General features: G+C 43.1%; 24 protein-coding genes and 1 other annotated feature. Of the genes, 2 read left to right on the top strand and 22 right to left on the bottom strand.

The window, feature by feature from the left end; translation table 11 throughout:
• Positions 1-12 precede the first annotated feature (12 nt).
• The 17 genes from NL111_RS06400 to mraZ form a co-directional block, all read right to left on the bottom strand.
• Entirely contained in the window at positions 13-264 is a 252-nt protein-coding gene (locus NL111_RS06400) for a hypothetical protein (RefSeq protein ID WP_002831980.1), read from the bottom strand.
• 8 nt (positions 265-272) lie between these two features.
• Positions 273-812, bottom strand: coding sequence for an NUDIX hydrolase (locus NL111_RS06405; RefSeq protein ID WP_002831982.1), 540 nt, complete (start codon positions 810-812; stop codon positions 273-275).
• Positions 812-1,024: a cold-shock protein gene (locus NL111_RS06410; RefSeq protein WP_002830506.1), complete on the bottom strand. Its 213-nt coding sequence runs from the start codon at positions 1,022-1,024 to the stop codon at positions 812-814. The genes NL111_RS06405 and NL111_RS06410 overlap by 1 nt, the downstream gene beginning before the upstream one ends.
• Before the next feature lie 155 nt (positions 1,025-1,179).
• The gene (ileS, locus tag NL111_RS06415; RefSeq protein WP_285110067.1) at positions 1,180-3,981 is read right to left on the bottom strand and encodes an isoleucine--tRNA ligase; all 2,802 of its coding nucleotides are present in this window, start codon (positions 3,979-3,981) and stop codon (positions 1,180-1,182) included.
• A 65-nt stretch (positions 3,982-4,046) separates the two neighbouring features.
• Positions 4,047-4,263 (bottom strand) — a binding site (T-box leader).
• Positions 4,259-4,987, bottom strand: a complete 729-nt coding sequence (locus NL111_RS06420; protein WP_002830508.1) for a DivIVA domain-containing protein — start codon at positions 4,985-4,987, stop codon at positions 4,259-4,261. It overlaps the preceding feature by 5 nt.
• Positions 4,988-5,010: 23 nt before the next feature.
• Complete coding sequence (locus tag NL111_RS06425; protein ID WP_002830510.1) at positions 5,011-5,796, bottom strand: YlmH family RNA-binding protein; 786 nt, start codon at positions 5,794-5,796, stop codon at positions 5,011-5,013.
• Positions 5,789-6,070 carry a YggT family protein gene (locus tag NL111_RS06430; protein ID WP_002830512.1) on the bottom strand — a complete coding sequence of 94 codons (282 nt, stop codon included), beginning with the start codon at positions 6,068-6,070 and terminating at the stop codon, positions 5,789-5,791. The genes NL111_RS06425 and NL111_RS06430 overlap by 8 nt, the downstream gene beginning before the upstream one ends.
• Positions 6,071-6,145: 75 nt before the next feature.
• Complete coding sequence (gene ftsZ, locus NL111_RS06435) at positions 6,146-7,468, bottom strand: cell division protein FtsZ (protein ID WP_002830513.1); 1,323 nt, start codon at positions 7,466-7,468, stop codon at positions 6,146-6,148.
• A 23-nt stretch (positions 7,469-7,491) separates the two neighbouring features.
• Positions 7,492-8,847: a cell division protein FtsA gene (gene ftsA, locus NL111_RS06440; protein ID WP_002830515.1), complete on the bottom strand. Its 1,356-nt coding sequence runs from the start codon at positions 8,845-8,847 to the stop codon at positions 7,492-7,494.
• A gap of 156 nt (positions 8,848-9,003) precedes the next feature.
• Entirely contained in the window at positions 9,004-10,104 is a 1,101-nt protein-coding gene (locus NL111_RS06445) for a cell division protein FtsQ/DivIB (RefSeq protein ID WP_285110068.1), read from the bottom strand.
• 12 nt (positions 10,105-10,116) lie between these two features.
• The gene (murG, locus tag NL111_RS06450) at positions 10,117-11,208 is read right to left on the bottom strand and encodes an undecaprenyldiphospho-muramoylpentapeptide beta-N-acetylglucosaminyltransferase (RefSeq protein WP_053906270.1); all 1,092 of its coding nucleotides are present in this window, start codon (positions 11,206-11,208) and stop codon (positions 10,117-10,119) included.
• Positions 11,205-12,599 (bottom strand): UDP-N-acetylmuramoyl-L-alanine--D-glutamate ligase, encoded by a 1,395-nt coding sequence (gene murD, locus NL111_RS06455; RefSeq protein ID WP_002831989.1) that lies wholly within the window; start codon positions 12,597-12,599, stop codon positions 11,205-11,207. Before murD ends, murG begins: the two co-directional genes overlap by 4 nt.
• Positions 12,600-12,611: 12 nt before the next feature.
• Entirely contained in the window at positions 12,612-13,568 is a 957-nt protein-coding gene (gene mraY, locus NL111_RS06460) for a phospho-N-acetylmuramoyl-pentapeptide-transferase (protein ID WP_053906268.1), read from the bottom strand.
• Between the two features lie 15 nt (positions 13,569-13,583).
• Positions 13,584-15,749 carry a penicillin-binding transpeptidase domain-containing protein gene (locus NL111_RS06465; RefSeq protein WP_270515353.1) on the bottom strand — a complete coding sequence of 722 codons (2,166 nt, stop codon included), beginning with the start codon at positions 15,747-15,749 and terminating at the stop codon, positions 13,584-13,586.
• Positions 15,746-16,135: a cell division protein FtsL gene (gene ftsL, locus NL111_RS06470; RefSeq protein WP_004165986.1), complete on the bottom strand. Its 390-nt coding sequence runs from the start codon at positions 16,133-16,135 to the stop codon at positions 15,746-15,748. Before ftsL ends, NL111_RS06465 begins: the two co-directional genes overlap by 4 nt.
• 6 nt (positions 16,136-16,141) lie before the next feature.
• Positions 16,142-17,095, bottom strand: a complete 954-nt coding sequence (gene rsmH, locus NL111_RS06475; protein ID WP_002830522.1) for a 16S rRNA (cytosine(1402)-N(4))-methyltransferase RsmH — start codon at positions 17,093-17,095, stop codon at positions 16,142-16,144.
• 5 nt (positions 17,096-17,100) lie between these two features.
• Complete coding sequence (mraZ, locus tag NL111_RS06480) at positions 17,101-17,532, bottom strand: division/cell wall cluster transcriptional repressor MraZ (protein ID WP_002831992.1); 432 nt, start codon at positions 17,530-17,532, stop codon at positions 17,101-17,103.
• 244 nt (positions 17,533-17,776) lie between these two features.
• On the opposite strand from mraZ, the gene NL111_RS06485 reads away from it, so the two are divergent.
• Positions 17,777-17,905 (top strand): DUF4044 domain-containing protein, encoded by a 129-nt coding sequence (locus tag NL111_RS06485; protein ID WP_002831993.1) that lies wholly within the window; start codon positions 17,777-17,779, stop codon positions 17,903-17,905.
• 275 nt (positions 17,906-18,180) lie between these two features.
• Here NL111_RS06485 and NL111_RS06490 read toward each other — a convergent pair whose 3' ends face one another.
• Genes NL111_RS06490 through NL111_RS06510 form a run of 5 tightly spaced genes read right to left on the bottom strand, consistent with a single transcriptional unit; the run spans position 18,181 to position 22,748 of the window.
• Positions 18,181-20,532, bottom strand: a complete 2,352-nt coding sequence (locus NL111_RS06490; protein WP_285110069.1) for an FtsK/SpoIIIE family DNA translocase — start codon at positions 20,530-20,532, stop codon at positions 18,181-18,183.
• An 8-nt stretch (positions 20,533-20,540) separates the two neighbouring features.
• A complete protein-coding gene (locus NL111_RS06495; protein WP_004165988.1) occupies positions 20,541-21,059 on the bottom strand; it encodes a tRNA (cytidine(34)-2'-O)-methyltransferase in 519 nt (172 codons plus the stop codon).
• Between the two features lie 25 nt (positions 21,060-21,084).
• Complete coding sequence (locus tag NL111_RS06500) at positions 21,085-21,216, bottom strand: hypothetical protein (protein WP_255050926.1); 132 nt, start codon at positions 21,214-21,216, stop codon at positions 21,085-21,087.
• Between the two features lie 12 nt (positions 21,217-21,228).
• On the bottom strand, positions 21,229-22,374 hold the full coding sequence (locus NL111_RS06505; RefSeq protein ID WP_270515793.1) for an AI-2E family transporter: 1,146 nt from the start codon (positions 22,372-22,374) through the stop codon (positions 21,229-21,231).
• Positions 22,375-22,391: 17 nt separating this feature from the next.
• Positions 22,392-22,748, bottom strand: coding sequence for a PTS glucitol/sorbitol transporter subunit IIA (locus tag NL111_RS06510; protein WP_002830528.1), 357 nt, complete (start codon positions 22,746-22,748; stop codon positions 22,392-22,394).
• A 131-nt stretch (positions 22,749-22,879) separates the two neighbouring features.
• Between NL111_RS06510 and NL111_RS06515 the strand changes: the two genes are divergently transcribed.
• Positions 22,880-23,893 carry a lactonase family protein gene (locus NL111_RS06515; protein WP_270515365.1) on the top strand — a complete coding sequence of 338 codons (1,014 nt, stop codon included), beginning with the start codon at positions 22,880-22,882 and terminating at the stop codon, positions 23,891-23,893.
• Position 23,894: the final 1 nt, after the last annotated feature.

The following is a 23,894-nucleotide window of genomic DNA, read 5'->3' on the forward strand; positions in this document are numbered from 1 at the left end:
CTTCTTTTCCACCTATCCTATAAAAAATAAAACGAGAAATACTAATACAATTCCCACCGCTAAAAGTGCAATTGCAATGTTGAGTTTCTTTGCTAAAGCGCGACTTTTTTCTTCAGCAATCTCGTCGGTACTAAACCGCTGTTCGCGACTCGTCCGTAACCGTGATTCATTTTTAGAATCTTCATTTGCAGAAGTTTCCTCCGGCGCCTTTTGTGCGTGAATTTTTTTCTGGTATTCCGCACGGGTTTGATTCTTTTCGTCCAAAAAATCACCTACTTTGTGGTCGCCTGCCAATGGTAAATTGCAAGCACCGTTTTTGCATCTTCAATTTTACCGTCTTCGATTGCTTTTAGCGCTTCGGATAGTGAAAGTTCAAAAACTTTTAAGTTTTCACCTTGATCCCGCGGTAATTTATCTTCCACCGGTTTTAAATCAGTTGCCTTATAAACCGTCATGTATTCGTCCGTAAAGCCTGGTGCGGAATAAAAGCCGACCATTTTTTCGATCTTTCCGGCAGCGTAGCCCGTTTCTTCATTTAATTCACGCTTAGCGGTTTCTAAAAAATCTTCACCTGGTTCCACTTTGCCAGCGGGAATTTCAATCGTTGGTTTAGCAACTGGTGCCCGCCATTGTTTTTCAAAAAGGGCTTTACCGTCTGCAGTCAGCGCCAAGATTGCAATTGCATCCTGGTGTTTGACTACGTCTCGATTAGCCAACGTGCCATCCGGTAACTCTACCGTTTGTTGGTAAACGTCAACAATTTCTCCCTTATACCGGGAAACTGACTTAACTACTTTTTCTTCTAAATCCATTAATCCTGTTCTCCCTTACGAAATACTTTTACAGCCACCAATCCTTTGGGACCCTCAGCCACCATTAACTGGACGACCTCGTTTTCATCTAAAGTTTTAAAATCATCGGATTGTACCGCACTATAATGTACAAAAGCCTTTTCCCCGTTGTCAAGCTCGATGAAGCCGTAACCTTTGGTTTTATCAAAGCTCGTTACCGTACCAGTTTCCAAATTGCCCACTCCTTTTATTATTTAATACCATCATAATCGTGAGAACTACTTCTGTAAATTAAAAAAGAGACTGAATTTTTCAGCCTCTAATTTTAGAGCGTTAGTTATGGGCAAGTTTTTTCAAATATACCCGCCCTTTTAAATCTAACGGCGCCCTATTTTTCTTCAAAACCTTCGGTAACTGCTTCCGGATAATACTTTGTAACGATTGTAGCACAGCTAGCACATAAGGTTGGGAAGTGTTCGTCACTACCAACATCCGTCTTCGTCATTCGGCATCGTTCGCAAACTTCTCCTTCAGCAGGTGTGATTTGAACCGCAACTTGACCGTCAAAACTTGCCGCATCTTCAGGAGCTTCTGCGAGGTCCCGAACTTCTAATTGCGAAACAATCAAGATCAACCGCAGGTCGACGTTTAATTCGTCAACAACTTGCTTAGTAGCTTCGTCAAGGTACAAGGTTGCCTTTGCTTCCATTGATTTACCAATCATCTTTTGGTCCCGTGCTTCTTCAAGAGCCTTTAAGACGTGAGTCCGTAACTTCTTGACGGTTTGCCACTTAGCTAACAGGTCTGCTGCCCCGGATAATTCTTGCACTTCTGGCATTTCAGCAAGCTGGACAAATTCTTCCGGTTCAGAGAGGAACTGCCAAATTTCTTCCGTAGTGTGTGGTAGAACTGGCGTCATTAACTTCGTCAAACCGACTAAAATTTGGTAGAAGACGGTTTGCATTGACCGGCGTTTCAAACTATCTTCCGGTTCAATATAAACGACGTCCTTCGCAAAGTCGAGGTAGAACGCGGAAAGATCCGTAATGATGTAGTTCATCAAAGCCTTGTAAATTTCAATGAAATTATATTGGTCGTAATCTTGCCGAATTTCCTTAACTAATTCGTTAAACCGGACTAACATGTAACGATCTTCTGGTTGCAAGTCAGCGTAAGCTACGGTATTAGCTTGAGGATCAAAGTCCGCCGTGTTTGCTAATAGGTAACGGATTGTATTCCGGATCTTCTTGTAAGAATCTGAAATCTTTACAAAGTTATCTTGCGAAACCCGCACGTCAGACGATGAATCAATGGAAAGTACCCATAACCGAATGATTTCAGCACCCATCTTCTTAATGATGTCTGCTGGCACAATTGTGTTACCTAAGGACTTACTCATCTTATGGCCCTGTCCGTCAAGGGTAAAGCCTTGCGAAATCACCTGCTTGTATGGTGCGTGACCCGACATCGCTACACTAGTAATCAAACTAGAGTTGAACCAGCCGCGGTATTGGTCAGAACCTTCCAAAGTTAGGTCAGCTGGATACTTCAAGTAATCGCGTTTTGCCAAAACCCCTTGATGTGAAGAACCGGAGTCGAACCAAACGTCCATAATATCGGTTTCCTTGGTAAACGTTCCGTTTGGTGAATGTTCGCTAGTGTAGCCTTCTGGTAGCAAGTCCTTAGCATCCCATTCAAACCAGATGTCAGAACCATGTTTTTCAAATAGTTCCGCAACGTGTTCGATCGTTTCCCCATTCATGATTGGCGTACCGTCTTCAGCGTAGAAGATTGGTAGTGGCACACCCCAAACCCGTTGACGAGAGATTACCCAGTCGCCACGGTCCCGGATCATGTTGTGGAGTCGTTTTTGACCCCATTCTGGGAGGAACTTAACGTCTTTTAACGCGTCCAAGATTTGATCACGAATTTTGTCTACCGAAGCAAACCATTGTGGAGTAGCCCGGAAAATAATTGGCTTCTTAGTCCGCCAATCAAACGGATAACTATGTGTGTAATCCATCTGCTTAAGCAAAGCGTTAGTTGCTTTTAACTTGTTCAAGGCAATTTCATTAGCATCTTCGTAGAAGACCCCTTCAAAATCAGGACCCGCTTCAGCAGTGAGGTAACCACGATCATCGACTGGTACAAAAATATCGAGGCCGTATTCTTTACCAACCCGGAAATCGTCTTCCCCAAAGCCAGGTGCCGTATGAACTAATCCCGTTCCGGAATCTAAGGTTACGAAGTCCCCTAACATAACCACTAGCTTGCGATCACTATCAAATGGGTGGAGCGCCGTAATGTTTTCTAACTCCTGCCCGCGAACCGTCTTGATGGTTTCAACGTCTTGCCACCCAAATTGTTCAGTAGCGTAACTCAACCGGTCCGTGGCAATCACAAATTTGCGGTCGTCACCCGCGGGTTTCACAACGGAATAATCAAAACCAGCATCAATGGTAATTCCTTCTGAAGCCGGAATGGTCCATGGAGTCGTTGTCCAAACTACGAAGTAAGTGTCTTGATCCAAGACGCCCTTACCATCGCTTACTCGTTCCGCATAAAAAGCAGATGGCGAAGTAACGTCGTGATACTCAACTTCCGCTTCTGCCATTGCCGATTCGGAAGACCATGACCAAAATACGGGCTTTTTACCGCGATAAATCAAGCCTAACTCAACCATTTTAGCAAAAGTCCGAATTTCTTCTGCTTCAAAAGATGGTTGCAAAGTTAAGTATGGGTTATCCCATTCGGCAGCTACTCCCAAACGCTTGAAGTCTTCGCGTTGCTTGTCAACTTGTTTTAAGGCGTAATCGCGACATAATTTACGGAATTCAGTCGTCGACATTTTTTTACGGTCGTGGCCTTCCTTAGTTAATTGTTGTTCAATCGGTAAACCATGCGTATCCCAACCCGGAACGTACGGGCTCCGAAAACCACTCATTGATTTATATCGGACGATAATATCCTTAGAAATCTTGTTCATCGCGTGACCCATGTGAATGTTTCCGTTGGCATATGGCGGTCCGTCATGAAGAACAAAACTTGGCTTGCCCTCATTTAATTTTTGCCGTTGTTCATAAACTTTGTTTTCAAACCAAACGTCTTCGCGTTTCTTTTCGTTTACCGGAAGATTTCCGCGCATTTTAAACTTGGTTTTTCCTAGATTTAAAGTATCTTTAACCCGCACTAAAATCACTCGCTTTCCTAAGTATTATTCTTGAAATTTTAGACAATAAAAAAGACTCCATCCCTACTAGGGACGAAGTCAAATCGTGGTACCACCCAAATTCAAGGACGTTAAAAACGTCCTCCTCATTTTCCCATAACGGTGGAAACCGACAGCGTCTACTAAATACTTCAACGCTGCACTCAAAAGTGATTGTCCTTCTAACTAGCAGACTAACCTCACACCAACGTTAGCTCGCTGAACTGCTGATTGCTAGAAGTCCCTCTTTTTTTACGTTTTATTTTTTAGGATTTACGTGGAACCCTTGGTCAGTGGGTTTCCCCTGTTCGTTAGGTTGATCTTCTGGAAAGACCACCACCGTTTTTAGCTCATCTTCTTTGGGCTCTACAGCAGGTGTGTCCGGATCAATTTTCCCAACTTCTTCTGAGTGTACACTGTTTTCCTGAATAATGTCAAGCGCTCCGCTATTCCGCATTGCTTCCTTGATTTCACCAATCGTTAGCAATTCATCAGAACTCAATAAGTTATCCCAATCGCGTCCCTTGATCATTTGTAATTGTGATTCAAGAAGTACTTCCAGCTTTTGCCGGAAACTACGGGCTTGTTTTTTCAAGTCGTCAGTTGCCACAATAACCTTTTGAGCTTTGCCAGCAGCTTCGCCGATATAGCCGTCCGCTTTTTTGTGCGCATTTTTGACCACTACTTCAGCTTCTTTTTGAGCTTCTTTAGCAGTGAATTCCGCTTCCCGTTTAGAACTAATTTTAACCTTATCCGCGGCATCTTGGGCTACCATAATCGACTTGTTCAAGGATTCCTTCATCTCGTCGAAATATTCCACCCGGCTCTTGGCTTCGGCTAATTGGCGCCGTAACGAATCAATTTCATCATGCAAACGCCGTTGTTCAAAAGCAACGTCATCTAAAAATTCGTCAACTTCGTCGGGGTTATACCCGCGCATTTTGTTGGAAAAGTGTTTTTGTTGTATATCTTGTGGTTCAATTGCCATCTGAATAAAACCTCCGTAAATCGCTACCTAGTTTTAATTAAATCTAGTTGGGTTTTTAGCTTATCTTTTTTTGTTTTACCTAAAACTTCCACAAGCTTAATCCTACCATATTTTCGAACTGAAATGACATCATTTCTCGCAATTATTGTGTCTGCTTTTTCATCAATCATCCAGTTTAATTGGACTTGGCGGTGCTCAATCAACTCCTTAGCACGGTGACGAGAGATCGAAAAGGCGGTGGCCACTATCGAATCCAGTCGTAACGACGCAAGCGTCACTTGCGTTCTTTCCCAATCATTAACCGGTGTAAGTATCTCGGATGGGGTTGCCAGCTGCATCCGTACTTTAATCCGTCCAATTCGCGTAATCTCATTTGAAAAGAACTTCTCTAATTCACCGTTCGTGGCCACTTGCCAACGGTCTTGATAATGAACAATATCGCCAAACGTATCCCGTTGAATCCCAGAATTCGCTAACGTGCCTAAAATCTGGCGATGTTCCAATTCCGCGAATTTAACCGGATAATCAATTTCAAATATTTCAACTAGAAAATCCGCCTTTTCCGGAACAAAGTATTGGGGGTAAATCAAGCCCCGCTGGTTTTCTGCATTGGTAAATCCACCAAAAAAGGATAATTGTAATTCTTCATCCCGGTTAACCAGCGTCGTTAAAATGTGTTGTTGCCTTGGATTTAAAAAGTTGGTTAAAATAGACCGGTTTTGATCCTTGGCTTCTTGCACCAGCGCACTAAATTCTTCAATTAACGGTTGTTCATCCGGACGGAAGTGCTGACCAATCGGATTATCCATAAACCGTCACACCAAATAGCAGTGCTTCAATGTAGGTAAGCCCGTTAGAACACAATTCTAATACTAACAGAGCCAGAATTGGCGAAAAATCGATTCCCAAAATTGGTGGGATAAATCTAAACCAGCTCATGTATGGCTGACAAATTTTAGTCAGCCACTGGCCAAATGCAGATTGATAGGCACCTGGAAGCCAGGACATCAATACCCAAATAAAAATCAGCATCATGTAAATTTGGATTGCCCAGTGTAGTAATTGAAAAATTAACGCAATCATTATTTTTAATCACTCATTTCTTGTCATTATGCAATAAATGGGCTTGAGCCCTGCTCAAACCCATTTAAATACAAATTATTTTCTACGACGTTTGAAAAATGGAGGTGTATCCAATGATTCATCGTCAGAACTTGTATTGTTATTATCGTTAAACGCGTTAAACTCTTTCTTTTCCACGTTCTTAAATTCATCATCACTTGGCGATGATGGGCGAACGGTAGAGGAGTTATTTGATTGGCGAAGTTGCCAATCACCAAATGGATCGTTTGCAGCTTGTGTATTTTGGTTATTAGCTGCTCCATTATTATTAAGGTTATCAGTCGAACCAGCCCCGCGCATTTCAGTGTTTGCTGAAATGTTGTTTGTATTCGCAGTGTTTACACTACTTGGGTTCTCAAAAGAGGTGCGTGCTGGTTGACGGTGTAAAGACGCTCTACCAGCTTTTTTATCAATCCCAGTAGCGATAACCGTTACCCGAACGCCATCCTTTAACTCTTCGTCGATTGAAGTCCCAAAGATGATGTTAACGTCATCGTTAGCCGCTTCTGTAACGATTTGTGAAGCTGCTTGAGCTTCGAACAAGGAAAGGTCTGGGCCACCAGTGATGTTAAGCAAGACTTGTTCAGCACCATCAATTGATGTTTCCAACAATGGTGAAGAGATTGCCTTCTTGGTTGCCTCTTCGGTCCGGTTTTCGCCATTTGCGGAACCAATTCCCATCAAAGCGGAACCTTGGTTTTGCATAACTGTCTTAACGTCAGCAAAGTCCAAGTTAACGTAACCTGGTGAAGTAATCAAATCAGAAATACCTTGCACACCTTGACGCAAAACGTTATCGGCTTCGTTGAAGGCTTCCATCATTGGCGTCTTCTTGTCAACTAAGTCAAGCAAGCGGTTATTTGCAATAATAATTAAAGTATCTACGTGTTCTTTAAGGTTGCTTACCCCTTCAGCAGCAAAACGCGCACGTTTTGGTCCTTCGAAAGTAAATGGACGGGTAACTACCCCCACGGTAAGGGCACCTTGTTCTTTAGCAATTTTGGCTACCATTGGTGCAGCGCCGGTACCAGTACCGCCACCCATTCCGGCAGTAACGAAAATCATATCTGCGCCTTCTAAAGCTGAAGCAATTGTTTGTTGACTTTCTTCAGCAGCTTTAGCACCAACTTCAGGAGTTGATCCAGCACCTAGTCCCTTAGTTAATTTCGGTCCTAGTTGAATCTTTACGTCCGCATTTGACGCTTGTAAAGCTTGCACGTCGGTGTTAGCAACGATGAATTGTACCCCTTTGACACCTTCAGAAATCATCCGGTTTACGGCGTTACCACCACCGCCACCAACACCAATAACTTTGATGTTAGCGCCTTTACTCTTGTTATCATCCATTGAAAATTCCATGTTTAATTCCTCCATCGTTAATGTTAGTCAAAGAAATCACTAAACCATTTTTTGATTCCATCGAAGCGATTGGATGTCGCTTTTGGTGACGAATTACGTTCAACCGGCTTAGAGCGTTCTTGCGTTGGTTCAGGGTGCTTTACCGTTGCTTGAGCACGTTTAAATTTAGGTTTCTCATCCACAACTTCTTCTTGTGGCGTCTCTGAAACTGTCCGTTCACTTGAAACCATCGCATTTTTCGCTAAGATATCAACGTCGCTCATCCGTCCTTCATAATTTAGGATAGCTAGCGCCTGCGCAAAAGCGGGGTGTCTCAATCCCATTTGGTCAGGAACGTATAATTTAGCGTTAGTTTCGAAAATTCTTTCAACTAACTTTTCGATTCCAGGAAGGGCTGCCCCTCCACCGGTAATCACGATTCCACCTGGCATGTCCAGTGCACCAATTTTATCTAATTGCTTCTTGATATTAGTTAAAATCTGTTCCAAACGTGCTTCAATAATCTCACTCAAATACTCTTCATCAACCGCAACCGGCTCGTTTTGGCCAACCACGTTAACCGGGAAGGTTTCCTTACCGGCTTCGCTAGCAACCGCGTAACCGTATTGTTGTTTAATTTGTTCCGCGTTATCTAAAGAGGTGTTCAATACCACTGAGATATCCTTGGTTACAAATTGGCCACCCTCTTGTTCGACAAAAGTGTACTTGAGGTGGTGGTCATGAATCACTGCCACCGTCGACTGGCCTGCGCCTAAGTCTAACGTAATTGTACCAAAATCTTGTTCACCATCATTTAAGATTGTTTTACCCAGTGCTAGTGGATTAACTACAACGTCCACCAAGTTCAATCCCGCTTGACGAACCGCACTCTTCAAATTATGGATGATTGTTTTAGGTCCGGTAATCAATCCGCCGTTCATTTCCAGGCGAACCCCTACCATCCCTCTTGGATCCTTGATACCGTCGAAACCGTCCACAATAAACTCATCCGGAAGCACATCTACCACTTCTTGTTCCGGAGGTAAATTATGTACAGACGCCGCATTAGAAACTTCAATCACATCTTGATTATTAATCTCGCGTGAACTATCTGAGATAGCGATCATTCCCCGTACGGGTTCGATTCTTAATAAATTAGCTGGAATACCAGCCACTACATCTTGGATTTGAATATTTGCTTTGCGCTCTGCAGTTTCAATAGCCCGCTTAATGGCAATCGCTGCCTTATCAATATCAACGATTACACCACGATTGACTCCATCTGAGGGCTCTCTTCCCACACCAATAACGTTCATTTGTCCTTTGACATATTCAGCAACAATAACTTTTATTGAGGTGGTTCCAATATCCAGTCCAACGTAAATTCCTGAATTATCCATAATAAAGGAACCTCCTAGTCGTTTAACTGTTTCATTTATATACTTATCACATATATTAATTAGTTTACCATATTCATTCTTTATTTAGAACGCAGAATTCCACTAAAATTACAGCTTATTTCAACTAATTGCCGGTCAAAATGGTTCTTAGCCCTCTTAGTTTCCATCTGGGTTCTCTTCATCAGTCGCTGTAAAACCTTGCACACTATTTTGCGTAGCCCGTCGTTGTTGGGTTTGGTAGTCAACGTTGTCAATTGAAGAACTACTTGATGAATCTGCTGATTTACTCTTCGCGGAGGGTTCAACACTTAGTGATTTTTTTTTGCTGTCGGACGATTGACTTCCCTCTTCCGTCGGGTCAGTCGACGTCGAACTAGTTGACGATTCATCACTTTGCCCCCGCGGATACGAGTATGCACCGACTTGTAGGTCCACTATTCCCCTTTTTTTCATGCTTGCTGAAATTTCCGGGTAGTACTTCATTTTCTTAGCAAAGGTATTTAAAACCGCATATACTTCATTACCGTCATTCATAAAGAAGTGCAACTGGTGTCGTTCTTTTTTGGTTGCCGTATAGTCAACTTCTGCAACGTCGTTTTGCACTTCATTAGGTAACTTCGCGTATTCGCTCAGGAAACGTTTCAAAACCTGATTATCTTTAAACTGGCGGAAAACCGGGTAATCACCATCTGGTTGGGTAGCGCTTTTTTTAGATACCGTGCCGTCTTGTCGAACTGCGTAGTAGTATTTGTTGCGCACCACGTATCCCATTACGGCGTTTTCACGCACTTTAATTTTGACGTTACCTAATAACGAGACCGAGATTTGAGCATCCTTTAAATCCGGTAGCTTGTGAATTAGACGCGCTTCGTCGCCCCGTTCCTTAAACCAGGTCGCCGGAATCACGTCATTTTTCCTTACGGTTACTTTCTTTAAAATGTCACTTTTTTCCACCCGTTTATTCCCCTGCACGGCAATGGTTTGTACCCGGCTAATGGGAGCGCAGAGGTAAATCGTAACTAAAATCAAGATCCCAATCAAGCTAAGCAAACCAATTTTAATTCCTTTACCAATGTGTAAAGGCTGGCGGACTTTCTTTTGGGTTAACTTATTACGCTTTTTCCCCGGGTGCTTTTTTGCAGTACCACGCTTTGCGCCACCTAATTTAGAACTCTTTTTAGTCCGGTTACGTTGGTTATGCTCTTTTTGATAACGGGCCCACGGGGTTAGATTTTCATCATCTTTTTTCTTTTTCATTGGCATCACCCGTTAAGCTTTGATTACTGATTTCAAAACTGCGTACAATTTTTCTGCTGCTTGCGGCTGTCCCAATTTTTTAGTATTTTCGGCCATCTGCTTACGTTTTTGGTCATCGAGCATCAAATCATCCAACTTAGTTAACAGAGTCTTTGAAGTTAACTCATTTTCCGTAATCATTTCTGCAGCGTGTTGATCGACTAAGCTGCGCGCATTTTTAGTCTGGTGATCATTTGTGACGTACGGACTTGGAATTAAAATTGACGGAATTCCCAGGGAAGTAAGTTCGGCTAAGCTTGTTGCTCCCGCGCGACCTACCACGACTGCCATTCGAGGAAGCATTGCTGGCATATCAGCAATGTACGGTAGCACCGCCACTTTCCCTTTATAAGGGGTTAGGTCAACGTCCTTAGTTAAGTTATCAAAATGAACTCGCCCGGTCACGAAAATCGTTTGGTAATTACGTTTTACTAATTCATTCAAAGATTGCATGGTTACTTCGTTAATTTTTTCTGCTCCACGGCTACCGCCAAAAATTAACACGGTGGGCACGTCATCTTTTAAGCCAAATTGGTTTAGCGATTGCGGAGTAATTTTAACTACTTCGGTTGCTCGCGGATTCCCAGTTAAAACCACTTTTTCTTTGGGAAATTGGTCTTCTGCTGCTTCAAAGGAAATTGCAATCTTCTTAACAAACTTGCTTAAGAACTTATTGGTGACCCCCACCACGCTATTTTGTTCGTGGATCACCGTTGGAATCCCCATCATGCTGGCGGCAAATACTACCGCCCCGCTGACGTATCCTCCAGTTCCTAGTACAACGTCTGGTTTAAACTCCTTAATCATTTTACGCGCCTTAACCACGCTACTCAAAAACAGTCCCACTGTTTTAAAGTTTTCTAATGATAATGAACGTTTAAATCCTTGAATTTTAATCGTTTTAAAATCGATCCCCGCATTGGGAACAATTTTGTTTTCCAGTCCCTTATGCGTTCCCACATACAGTACTGCTGAATCGGGTTCGACTTCCCGAACTTGTTTAATAAGGGCAAGTGCTGGGTAAATGTGGCCGCCAGTTCCGCCTCCTGAAACCATCAGTCTCATTTAGTAACATCTCCTTTTTCCTTCGATAAATTTTCCACGGCGGTGATGAATTCATCGCCCCGTTCTTCAAAAGTTTGGTATTGATCCCAACTTGCTGCAGCTGGTGAAAGTAAAATTACGTCTCCAGGTTGGCTGTCTTCAAAGGCGATGGCAACCGAATCCTTAACCCGCGGGCTGTCCTTAACGACTTTAACGCCCGCCGCCTGTGCAGCTTCCTGCATGTGCGCAGCAGTTTGCCCGTTAACAATCACTTCCTTAACGTGGGGCTTCAAATCAGCCACCAGTCGAGTGTAGTCGTCTCCCCGGTCTAAACCTCCCGCAATCAAGATGATTGGCCGTTGAAAGGCCTTTAAAGCCACCTGCGTTGCTTCGATGTCGGTTGCTTTTGAATCATTATAGAATTGGCGGCCGGCTAAGGTTTTTACGTATTGAATCCTGTGTTTGACCCCGCTAAAAGTTTGGAGAACCTGCTTAATATGTTTATTAGCAACCCCTTCAATCTTAGCCACGGCAATTGCCGCGAGCGCATTTTCAACGTTCTGGTCCCCAGGCACCCCGATTTCATCGGCCGCCATGATCCGTTCATTTTTGAAATATAATTGTCCATCCTTGGCGTAGGCCCCGTTTTCAACTAAACCTTGGCGGGAAAACGGAACGACCTGCGCCGCAGTCCGTTGCGCTAATTGTTGCCATTCAGGATTATCCCAGTTAATGACAAAATAATCATCTTTGGTTTGGTTCTCCGTGATCCTCATCTTGTCATTAACGTAATTTTCCCGAGTTTTGTGCCAATCTAAGTGGTTAGAGAAAATGTTGTTAACCACGGCAATGTGGGGGTGCAACTGGTCAATCCCGGCGAGCATAAAGCTAGATAGCTCCATTACGACCCGGTCGTTGGCAGTAGCCTTTTGCACTACCGTAGTCGCAGGAACTCCAATATTTCCCGCCACGTATGCTGCATGATGATCTTGCTGATCTAGCATTAGTTGAATCATCGTGGTAACGGTTGTTTTTCCGTTACTACCGGTTACCCCAATTAATTCGCTGTCCATCACCCGGTATGCCAACTCAGGTTCGGCAATGATTGGCACGTTTTGCTCCTTAGCAGCTACCAAAACTGGGTTTGTATACGGGATTCCGGGATTCTTGACGATTAATTCAATATGATGCTGAGCCAAGATTCCCTTTGGGTGACTGCCTAAAATCATTTGGACGTCAGCCTTTTTAAGTTGTTCAATCAGTTCTTGCGGTTGTTCTGCCTTTGCGTCATTTACTAATACCTGCGCATTCAGTTTACGCAACAAAAGAGCGGCACTAACTCCGCTCTTTGCCATCCCCAAAACGAGAATATTCTTATTTGCTAAATCCTTTATCTCTGCTAATGCTTTCATTCTATAATCTCCCTACCAAATGCTAATTAACGTAATTAGCGCACCGATCAATCCAACAATCCAAAAGACGGTGTCGACTTTCCATTCACTCCAGCCTAACATTTCAAAATGATGGTGAATGGGACTCATCTTAAAAATTCGGCGTCCGGTTAGCTTAAAGGACAGTACTTGTAAAATTACGCTGAGGGTTTCCAATACGAATACGATTCCCACCAGTAGTAGTGACAATTCTTGATTCAAAATGATGGAAACCGCCCCTAAGGCACCGCCCAATGCTAAGGAGCCCATGTCTCCCATAAAGACCTTGGCTGGTTTGTGGTTAAATACGAGAAAGGCTAACATTGCGCCAACCACCGCCCAGCAAAATAGCATCACTGCAGGTTGATTGAGCTTCGCAGCAATAATTGCGTAAGTAGCAAACGCAATCGTCGATAAACCAGCAACTAGACCATCCAGTCCGTCCGAAAGGTTGACTGCATTGGAAAAGCCAACTAACCAGAAAATTACAAATAGTGCGTACCAACCGCCTAGATGCCAAACTCCGATTCCGGGAATTGATAATTGCAAGGCTACGCCAGTTTCTTTAATGACCCAGTAAAAAATCAATCCGCCAATGATTTGGCCAAGCAGCTTTTGCCAAGCTTTAAAACCTTCGTTTTGCCGCTTTAATAATTTAATACTGTCATCCCAGCAACCAATCAAACCGAATTCTAAAAGAACGAAAAGGAGCATCACTAGGTTGGTGGTCAATAAATGGAACGCTAACCCGCTGATGATCGCAGCCACGATAATGGCCACGATGAAAACTAGTCCTCCCATCGTGGGTGTCCCAGATTTCTTTTGATGCCATTTGGGGCCTTCCTCTCGGATCATTTGCCCTTCGTTCCGTGCCCGGAAATAATGGATAAAACTGGGCATCCCTATTAAAGTAATTACGGCACTTAAGCCGCCCGCTAACAAGTTACTCATTTTTCTTCTCCTATGCTATTTTTTGAGTGTTACCGTCATGGTCATTCCTGATTGAAGCGTGGTTCCTTTGGCGACCGACTGACCGGCTACAAAACCTTTACCTTGGTACTTAACTTCAATGTTAAACATTTTAGCAAGTTTAATCACGTCGTTTTTGGACCATCCCGTAAGGTCCGGCATGGTAACCGTTCCTCCGGTATTCAAAAGAATCCGCTGGCCCACTAACAACTTACTACCGGCCGATTCCGATTGTGCCAAAATCCGGCTCCCATTACCTAACCGAACCACAGCTACGTTATTTTTACCCAATTCCTTCACCGCGTCGTCAGCATCTTTACCCACCACGTTTGGTACTTCAATGGAACTATTAATGTCCGTATTCGCAGTGGATTTATCTTGTTCAAGGGCCTGCTTCATCACTGGCCCAAAAATTTCATCTAGTAACTGGGTTGCCGTCTTATCCGCAGGCAAGTTTGGTTTTTTCATCGTAATGTACATGATGTACTTCGGATTTTTTGCAGGAGCCATCGCGGCTACCGAATACAGGTAGCTGTCGTCACCAGAAGCGTAGTTCCCGTTACTTGCAACTTGCGCTGTACCGGTTTTTGCCGCAATCCGGTAACCCTTCAGCTTAAAGTCGCTCCCGATTCCGTATGGTTTGTAAACCACATCTTGCATTAGCTTACGGACTTCTTTAGTAGTTTTAGCTTTCACTGGCCGGCCCACTTTTTTGGTTTTCATTTGGTAGGTCGTTTTTCCCGTGTTGGGGTTCACCACTTTTTTAACAAACTGTGGCTTCACCATTTGTCCATTATTAGCAATCGCGGTGAAACCTTGCAACATTTGCATGGCCGTCACGTTAATTGCTTGCCCAAAGGCGGTGTCCGCTTGCTCAATTGGATAGTCAAACTGCATGCTGCCTTTAGATTCGCCTTCTAAACCAGAGTTAGTTGATTCTAGTAGGTGGAATCGTTTAATATACTTCTTCCAAGTTTTGGCACCCATCTTTTGTTCCAAATGGGCCATTGCCACGTTACTAGAAAGGGCAAATCCTTTTTCGTAGGAAATTAATCCCCAGCCTTCCCGCTTCCAATCGGGCACTACCTGCCCATCGATTTCGTAGGTACCCGACTTATACACCTCATCTGGGTCAAAATTACCACTATCAATTGCAGCAGCGGTGGTGAAAATCTTCATGGTTGAGCCCGGTTCATAAGTATCCTGTACTAAACCGTTATTCCAAGCTTTGGACAAGCCTTTCTTAGTGGAGGCATTAAACGTTGGACGTTGGGTAGTTGCTAAAATTGCCCCGGTCTTAGCGTTCATGATAGTTGCCCCGATCGACTCAGGATGTGCCTGAGACTGTACTTTGCTGACCGTGCTTTCCATGATGGTTTGTAACCGTTGATCTAAGGTGGTGTAGACCGTGCTTCCATCCCGCGCTGGACGTTCTACCTGTGATCCCGGCAATTGGTAACCAAATTTATCCTTTTGTAAGGATTTTTCCCCATCGGTTCCCGTCAACTGCTTGTTCAACATCTTTTCGAGCCCCATAACTCCTGAAAGTTGCGTGGTATCGCTACCCTTTTCTTGGGACTGTTGGGCAAAGCCGATTAAGTTTGAGGCGAAAACCCCGTTAGGATATAAGCGCGCTTCCGAGGAAACGAAGTTAATCCCGGTTAATTTGTATTTTTCAATTTTTTCCTTAGTTGCTACGGAAATGTTATTTCCCGCACTCCCAAATTCCACTTGGAAAGTCTTGGGATTACTAGGACTCAAAGTTTTTAACGCTTTTTTGTAGCTAATTGGTAGATACTTGCTCAGTACGCGCGCCGTTTTCTTTTTATCGGTTACGTACAGCGGTTGGCGATTTGGGCCCACCTGCTTTTTACTTACCACCGCGTAAATCGAATATGTACTAGTATCCTCGGCAATCGGGTTCCCGTTGGTATCTAAAATGGAACCTCGTTTAGCCTTAATAGTTTTATTGTCCGTGTATAGCCGTTTGGCTTGACTGCTGAGATTGACGCTTTCAATCGTCTTATTAATGGCAATATAAGAAAAGCGCCCAACAATCACTATAAATACTCCTGCTACAATCAATAAAAACCATTTTCCAAACATCATCCGATTGTGCTGAGTTTCCGTAGTATTAGTCGTTCGCTTTTTTGGGTTCATCATTTATTTACATTCCTTATATTCTCTGAATTAAGAGAAAGGCCTGCCTTTTTAGCAACTTTATTTAACCGATTTTGGTCGGATAACTGATTAACCTCTTGTTTCATAGTTGTATTTTTGCTTGATAAGGCCGTTGTCTTCTCTTGTGTTGCTTCAAGTTTATGCTGTGCATTAGATAAACTTATTTTACCAGAAACAACGGTAAGCATTAACCCTACCAAAATAAATCCGCAAAATGTTATCAAAAACTTTTCAAACTTCGACAAGGGCAGTTGTCGAGCAGTTACAACCTCCCGGGCTTTTTTTAATTCTTTTTTCCCTACTCCGGCAATTGAAGTTGGTTCGTTAATCATTCTTGAACGACCAGCATAATCATTATTTTGAGCCATTGGCGTCTACCCTTCCTGTAACTTTTCGATAATTCTTAATTTTGCACTATGTGCTCGACGATTTTCCTTTAGTTCGTCCTCAGAAGGAACGATTGGTTTACGATTAACCAATTTAAAATGCGGTTTTTTATCAGCTGGAATAACTGGTAGTCCAGCCGGTAAATCACCAATTTCTGTCTTTTCTTTAAACATGCGTTTTACTAAGCGATCTTCCAGCGATTGGAACGTAATCACTGAAATCCGACCGTTGTCGTTTAACAAATCTAAGGCTTGTTCCAATGATTCTTCTAAAGCCCCTAACTCATCATTGACCGCAATTCGAATTGCTTGAAACACCCGTTTAGCGGGGTGACCGCCCGTACGGCGCGCTGCCGCCGGAATTGCTTCTTTAATAATCTCGACTAGTTCCCCGGTAGTTACAATAGGATGTTGCTCGCGGACTTTTTCTATTCGCCGTGCAACTTGCTTTGCATACTTTTCTTCTCCATAACGGAAGAAAATCCGGACCAAATCGTTGTACGACCATTCGTTGACTACCGCTTGGGCCGTTAATTCTTGACTCTGATCCATGCGCATATCAAGCGGTGCGTCATAGCGATAGCTAAAGCCTCGCTGGGCATCGTCGAATTGCGGTGAGGAAACCCCTAAGTCGTATAGGATCCCATCAACGTGATCAATTCCTCGTTGGTTTAATTCATTTTTTAAGTTTCTAAAATTAGCCTTAATAAAGGTTACTTGCTGATTTGCTATGTATGGTGCCAAATGATCTTGATTGTAATCAATCGCTGTTTGATCTTGGTCAAACGAATACAAATGACCTGTAGAGCCCAGCTTAGATAAAATCAACTGACTGTGGCCGCCCCCGCCAAGGGTACAATCCACATAAACGCCGTCTTTGCGGATATTCAATCCAGCAACGGTTTCTTCCAATAGCACGGTGGTATGTTTAAATTCTGTCATTTATATCACAATCCAAAATCAATTAAATTTTCGGCAATATCGTCAAAGTTCGCTTCAGTTTCTTCGATAGCAGCTTCCCAGCGGGCCTTATTCCAAATTTCAATTCGGTTAGAAACCCCTACTAAAACACATTCTTTTTGCAAATCTGCGTGGACTCGCAACTTCTTAGGAATGATAATTCTTCCCTGCTTATCAAAGTTACATTGGGCTGCATCAGCAAACATAAAACGAACAAACGCCCGATTATTTTTCTTATTAGATGGTAGTTGACTAAGCTTTTCTTCGACGAGTTTCCATTCACTCAAGGGATAGCCAAATAAGCATCCATCTAGCCCTCGCGTAATTACGAAATCCTCGCCTAGTTGATCGCGGAATTTAGATGGTATGATCAAACGTCCCTTGTTGTCCAATGAATGTTCGAATTCACCCATGAACATGAAACCGCCTCCGTCAACTAAATCTATAACAATATTACCACTTCCCCCCACTTTCCACCACTTAATTACAAATGTTTTTTCCCAATTTTTTATTAAATTTAAACATTCTATAAAAGCTTGATACGAATAGGGTTTTCACTTGTTTTACGAGGTGGAGAAAAAGTGGGGGATTCATCCCTGGATTTGCCTAAAAAAATTACTTATTGTAGAATTGCTGTAAATCATGAGAAAGTAGTGTTTTTAAATGTATAATAATAAAAAGAAGAAAAAGAGCGGTCTGCAAAAGGTCATCATGGTCTTTGTTTGGATTATGATTATCTTGACCCTGGGCAGCGTACTTTACGCCCCCCTTGCCCAACTCCTGGGTGCTTAAACATCTAGATATAAAAGAGACGAGCGTGGGACAAAAGTCGGGTAGTTTGCGAGCATTAACTGAAAATTGACCATGATGCCTGAATTGGGCATGATGGTCAATTTTTTGGTTAAGCGGAACCAACTGCTTTTGGCACACGTTTTGGCTCTATTGAAGTCAAAATGCCAAAATAAAAACGGTTCATGAGGAAGTTTCACCTCATGAACCGTTTTTTGTTTAGAGACTTTTGGCACAGTCCCGTCTTTTTGAAATTGTCCTCAAAACATTAAGGATAGCTATTGCTCATCTTTAGTACGGTAAACTTTACGCGGCTTACTACCTTCTTGCGGACCGATCACCCCATTTTCCTCAAGCTGATCAATGATCCGCGCTGCCCGGTTGTAACCGATTCGAAACTTCCGTTGCAACATGGACGTGCTTGCTCGTTGCATTTCCGTTACTAACTCAACGGCTTCCGGATAATATTCATCCAATTCGTCAGTAGCTTCAGTTTCGGCAACTTCTTGATCCGTAACGTTTAGTTGATCATCGTATTCTGCAGTTTGTTGCTGCTTAACAAAATCAACGATTTCCTTAACGTCGTGATCCGAGATGAATGCTCCTTGAACCCGCTCTGGCTTGTTCTTGCCCATTGGGAAGAATAACATATCTCCTCGGCCAAGGAGCTTTTCAGCACCGTTAGCATCAATAATGGTTCGTGAATCGGTTCCCGAGGCTACGGCAAACGCAATTCGGGAAGGTACGTTAGCCTTAATCAATCCCGTTACCACGTCAACCGAAGGCCGCTGGGTAGCGATAATCATGTGAATTCCAGCAGCCCGCGCTAGTTGAGCTAAACGAATAATCGCATCTTCCACTTCGTTAGAAGCCACCATCATCAAGTCCGCTAACTCATCCACAATTACGACAATGTACGGCATTTTTGGCCGTTTTCCACCGTCCGCTGCATTTTTTTCCTCAATGAATTCGTTGTAACTTTTAATATTACGCTGATTCATTTCCGCAAACAAATCATAGCGGTGCTGCATTTCTGCAACCACTTTATGTAATGCTTTAGCAGCCTTCCGCGCATCGGTAACTACCGGGGTTAATAAGTGAGGAATGTCATTGTAAATTCCCAACTCAACCTTTTTAGGATCAATTAAAATCAACTTAACCTCGTCAGGTCGGGCATTCATTAGCAACCCGGTAATAATTACGTTAATCATTACCGACTTCCCTGAACCTGTTGCCCCGGCAATTAACAAATGTTGCATCTTAACTAAGTTAGCTTCAACTAGGTTACCCGAAACGTCACGCCCAATGGGTACTTTTAACGGATCATCTGGGTGCGCTGGTTGGGATTCAATGATGTCACGGAACGAAACCGTTGATATCGTCCGGTTAGGGACTTCAATTCCAACCAATGATTTTCCTGGAATGGGCGCTTCAATTCGAATATCCTTAGCAGCCAAAGCCAAGGCTAAGTCGTCCGCCAAACCAACGATTTTGCTAACCTTCACCCCAATTGCCGGATGAATTTCATATTCGGTGACTGATGGCCCCATTTTCACGCTTTCTACCGAGGCGTCCACCCCAAAACTATTCAAAGTGTCCTGTAAAATTTGGGTGTTCTTTTTGATTGAATCGTATTCTGAGCTTTGGTCAGCTTGCGGAATTTCGGTTAACAAGGTTGAAGATGGCAACCGATAGTTAGGATTCAACTTATTCTCGCTTTCAAATCCCACTTCCGGGTTAGCAGTTGATTGCTTTTCCTGATTCTTAGGTTTCCGCGGATTTCGTTGGTTATTGGTTGAAATCTCAATCTTTGGCTCCGCGGGGTGCTCAATACCACGAGTCCCATCGATCACCGGTTCTTCGGTAGTTAGCTCTACGCGCGTCCTTTCTGACTTAACGGACTGTTTAGTAGCACCATCCTCCGGCGGCTTCCTCTCCATGGGGGTTCGTTTAACATCCGGTTTGCTAATCGTAAAATCTAGCTGTTCCCACCAGTCCCAAACGCCGCGGGTTAATGCCCGAATTCCTTCAATTAACCGCTGTGTAATCCAAAGAATTGCGAGACCCGTCTTTGATAGAACTTCATCAAAAGGAATGCCAAAGAGGATTACTAAGCCCACCGTCATCAAAACAATTGCTAAAATGGCGCTGCCAATCTCACTCAACAAGAAGTGCGTGCCGCTATAAAAGACCGCCCCTAGCAAACCTCCTCCAATATCGTTAGTGGTGATTTGTTCTAAAAAGGATCGTTCGATTCCCTCGACGGCCCGGGCAACAAACCCGCTTTCCAAATTTAGCCCGCTTGCAAACCGGTACTCGACCCAAAGTAAATAACCAATCATGGTTAAGCTAAGCCCGATTACCCGGTCGCTAGCGCCTTTAAACCGTAGTTCCCGTCCCATAAATAGCAGGTAGAGCCCATAAAAAAATAGCAATACAAACCCCAGCGGGCTTAGGCTCCCCACAAAAATTCGAAACATATTGGCAACCAGCATTCCTAAGAATCCCCGGCCAAAATAACCTAAAAGGGCAACCAGTACGTACGCCAGCCCCAATAAATTTTGGGTAGGGAGGCTTTGTTGCTTCTTTCGTTTGCGCGTTGTTTTACGCCTTTTCTTTGCTTTTGCCATATCTAACCCTATTTCAATTTATCATTTTCGTATTCATGACTAATTTCTAAGTTAGGAAACTCCTGTTGTCGTAAAACTTCGTATATCACAATTGCTACCGAGTTTGATAGGTTCAATGCCCGAATATGTTGGTCATTTTGCGGAATACGGATTGCACAATCCGCATATTGGCGCATAAAGGCTTCCGGTAGTCCAGTCGTTTCCTTCCCGAAAAGAAAGTAGTTATCCACGTCGTCTTCAGCTCCAGTATAATCAGCTTGAGTATAAGCTTTTGAAGCAAATTTAGAAACCACAAAAAGTCGTTTTCGATCCTTAACGGTCGCTAAAAAATCAGGTAAGTTATCGTGGTAAACCACCTTAACGCTGTCCCAATAATCTAAGCCGGCCCGTTTTAAAGTCTTATCACTGATTTCAAAACCCAGTGGCTTAATTAAATGTAATACCGCGTTAGTTCCCGCACAAGTTCGGGCAATATTTCCGGTATTAGCCGGCATTAACGGCTCAAATAATACAATATGATTTGTCATTTTTAATCTCCATTTAGTCTTAAAATTAAAAACGTAGACACTCGGTATTGCGCGGCGAGTATCTACGTTCGTGAAGTCCCCGAATCGTTTCAAACGAAATCCCTTCGATATCCGCGTAACACGGGCTCCATCCGCATACTAACACTACTTTTTTCATTCTGCAAATTAGCTATTGTTCGTAACCGCCTACCCGACGCTTGAAAAGCTCAAAACCGTGGATAAACAGTACCTTTAACACTGCATAAGCAGGAATCCCAAAAATCACACCAACCAAACCAAACATTTGTCCCGACGCTAGTAAAACCACCAAAATAGTTACCGGATGAATCGCTAGGTTGCTTCCTAAAACTAATGGTGAAATGAAACGGCCTTCTAACGTTTGTTCAATTGCAAAAACAATCAGCACCTTGACCAACATCACCGGCGAGATGAACGCGCCAATTACTATGGAAGGAACCATTGCTAAAAACGACCCCAAGTAAGGAATTAAATTTAAAAATCCTGCCGCAACTGCGAGGGTAAGTGCAAATTTTAGCCCAATTACTAAGTAACCAATAAAAAACATCAGGGCCACGAAGAATGCGACCACTAACTGTCCCCGGATATACTGACTTAATTGGGTATTAATTTCACCAAGGATCTGGAGAAATTGAGGCCGATACCGTACGGGAAAAGTCTTCGCTAGGTATTCTGGAAGGTCATGTCCATCCCGCAATAAGTAAAACAAGATAAACGGCATGGTGATGATGCCAATCACCACCTTCGTAATTAAGCTCAATACGCTTCCCAACGAAGTGACCGTATTATTGGCAACGCTCGTTACTTTCTTTGACCACGATTGAATAGTTTCGCTACTAACTCCGTGGAATTGCTTTTGAAAATCACCTAAGCGTGGGTCATTTAAGATACCATTGATTTTTTCTATAGCAGCGTTCCAATAATCTGGCCAGTTTTGAATTAGCGCTGCAGTTTGTTCCCGAATCACGGGAATCACCGCCACTACTCCAGCAACGATTAAGATAGCCACCCCGACAAAAATAATACTGATGGAAACCACCCGTTTCATTTTAAAGCGGCTTTCTAACCGATCAACCAACGGATTCAACAAGTAATACAAAACGCCCGCTAAAATAATGGGAAATCCCACAATTTTAAAGAAGTCTTCCAGCGGCTTGAAAATCCAGGTAACTTTTGAAAACATAAATAAAATTAGTAACACTAATAACACGATGATCAAACTAACGACCGGCCGGTTATTGAGTACTAACTGGTTAAACCACGTTCTCCACCTAGGTACTTTAGGCTTGCGTTCCATCAACTTTCACCGTCCAATCACTTGTATTGAATAGTTTCCCCCACTTTAAAGTCGGGAAAAACATCCGGGCTAAGGTAAATTGCGCTCGCCAACGGCTGTTCAGGTACCTCTTTAAAAACCAGCGTCGTGTGACCAATGCTTTGCAAATTTTGATTTACCAAACTACCAACAAATTTAACGTCATAGGTTTGTTCACCAATTACGATTTGTGAACCCGCTTTTAAATTAAATTGCTGATCATTATCTTTTTCAATTTCTTGGACAACCGCAATTTTCTTTAAATCTGGCGTTGCGGTTTCGTCAAACAAAATTGCTAACCGATCTTGCTTAGCAATTGCCTCTGGTCCAATACTTTTTACCTTAGCTGAAATCATTTAACACACCCCTTACTCATTATGATTTTATTGTACCATAGTGGGGTTCTCACACCTTCAGAAAACGTATTCAATCCGTGAAATATGCTATACTTAACGGTGAGTTTTACCTAGAGAGGAGCACAAGTGCTATGATTGAAACCATTTTATTAGGTACCTACACCAAACAAACCAGTGAAGGAATCTATCAAGTTGAACTTGATACAACCCAAAAACAACTCCAAAACTTACAATTAGTTGCTAAAGTAGAAAACCCAACCTATCTAACGGTAAGTCAACAGCAAATGCTGTATGCTGTCGATCGTTACCAAGATCAAGGAGGCGTTTCGGTAACTCAACTAGGCGATCGTTCTCAAGTTTTACAACATTTAGTACAGCCGGGAACCCCGCCTGCTTACGTAACCGTAGACGAACACCGTCACCTAGTTTTTGACGCTAATTATCACGAAGGCACCGTTCATGCGTATCAAATTCAAGCCGACGGAACCCTTAATTTAGCACACACTTTTACTAATCAAGGCTCCGGCCCGCGTCCAGAACAAAGTGAAGCCCATCCCCATTACGTAGATCGTACTCCCGATGAGCACCTTGTGGTCTGTGATTTAGGTTGTGATGAAGTATTTATTTTAGATTATGATGCAGCCACCGGCTTCCAAACGGTTTCTAAGTACGAAACTGCTCCAGGGTTTGGCCCTCGTCACGTTGTATTTAACCAACAAGGAAACACGGCTTATTTAGTTGGTGAATTGGCAAGTGAAGTAGAAGTGCTTAATTACCACAATGGTGAATTTCGTCACGTTCAAACGCTAAAAACCATCCCCGACGACTGGGAGCAACATAATGGAGCCGCCGCAATTAGAATTACTAGCGACAACCGTTTCGTTTATGTATCCAACCGGGGCCATGATTCAATCGCCGTTTTTGCGGTTAATGACGATGGCACCCTCGAACTAATCCAAAATTTTGCCATTGCAGGCAGTTTCCCCCGTGATTTTGCCCTAAATGCTGACGAGCGTTTTCTTGTTTGTGGCAACCAGACCACCAATAACTTGAGTTTATTTGAAAGAAATTCCGAGAATGGTAAACTTAAACTTATTCAAAAAGACTTTGCCGCTCCAGAAGTGGTTTGCGTCTACTTTAAATAAA

Source organism: Pediococcus sp. AC40 (genome assembly GCF_030252485.1).
In the GTDB taxonomy this organism is placed as follows: Bacteria; Bacillota; Bacilli; order Lactobacillales; family Lactobacillaceae; genus Pediococcus; species Pediococcus acidilactici.

Coding starts and splice junctions, on each gene's coding strand:
- murG (WP_053906270.1), bottom strand. CDS start 11,208: ATGAGACTGATGGTTTCAGGAGGCGGAACTGGCGGCCACATTTACCCA.
- NL111_RS06425 (WP_002830510.1), bottom strand. CDS start 5,796: ATGGATAATCCGATTGGTCAGCACTTCCGTCCGGATGAACAACCGTTA.
- NL111_RS06420 (WP_002830508.1), bottom strand. CDS start 4,987: ATGGCAATTGAACCACAAGATATACAACAAAAACACTTTTCCAACAAA.
- NL111_RS06485 (WP_002831993.1), top strand. CDS start 17,777: ATGTATAATAATAAAAAGAAGAAAAAGAGCGGTCTGCAAAAGGTCATC.
- mraY (WP_053906268.1), bottom strand. CDS start 13,568: ATGAGTAACTTGTTAGCGGGCGGCTTAAGTGCCGTAATTACTTTAATA.
- ftsZ (WP_002830513.1), bottom strand. CDS start 7,468: ATGGAATTTTCAATGGATGATAACAAGAGTAAAGGCGCTAACATCAAA.
- NL111_RS06505 (WP_270515793.1), bottom strand. CDS start 22,374: ATGGAACGCAAGCCTAAAGTACCTAGGTGGAGAACGTGGTTTAACCAG.
- NL111_RS06465 (WP_270515353.1), bottom strand. CDS start 15,749: ATGATGAACCCAAAAAAGCGAACGACTAATACTACGGAAACTCAGCAC.
- NL111_RS06430 (WP_002830512.1), bottom strand. CDS start 6,070: ATGATTGCGTTAATTTTTCAATTACTACACTGGGCAATCCAAATTTAC.
- NL111_RS06490 (WP_285110069.1), bottom strand. CDS start 20,532: ATGGCAAAAGCAAAGAAAAGGCGTAAAACAACGCGCAAACGAAAGAAG.
- NL111_RS06515 (WP_270515365.1), top strand. CDS start 22,880: ATGATTGAAACCATTTTATTAGGTACCTACACCAAACAAACCAGTGAA.
- rsmH (WP_002830522.1), bottom strand. CDS start 17,095: ATGACAGAATTTAAACATACCACCGTGCTATTGGAAGAAACCGTTGCT.
- mraZ (WP_002831992.1), bottom strand. CDS start 17,532: ATGTTCATGGGTGAATTCGAACATTCATTGGACAACAAGGGACGTTTG.
- ftsA (WP_002830515.1), bottom strand. CDS start 8,847: ATGGATAATTCAGGAATTTACGTTGGACTGGATATTGGAACCACCTCA.
- NL111_RS06405 (WP_002831982.1), bottom strand. CDS start 812: ATGGATTTAGAAGAAAAAGTAGTTAAGTCAGTTTCCCGGTATAAGGGA.
- murD (WP_002831989.1), bottom strand. CDS start 12,599: ATGAAAGCATTAGCAGAGATAAAGGATTTAGCAAATAAGAATATTCTC.
- NL111_RS06445 (WP_285110068.1), bottom strand. CDS start 10,104: ATGAAAAAGAAAAAAGATGATGAAAATCTAACCCCGTGGGCCCGTTAT.
- NL111_RS06500 (WP_255050926.1), bottom strand. CDS start 21,216: ATGAAAAAAGTAGTGTTAGTATGCGGATGGAGCCCGTGTTACGCGGAT.
- NL111_RS06495 (WP_004165988.1), bottom strand. CDS start 21,059: ATGACAAATCATATTGTATTATTTGAGCCGTTAATGCCGGCTAATACC.
- ftsL (WP_004165986.1), bottom strand. CDS start 16,135: ATGGCTCAAAATAATGATTATGCTGGTCGTTCAAGAATGATTAACGAA.
- NL111_RS06510 (WP_002830528.1), bottom strand. CDS start 22,748: ATGATTTCAGCTAAGGTAAAAAGTATTGGACCAGAGGCAATTGCTAAG.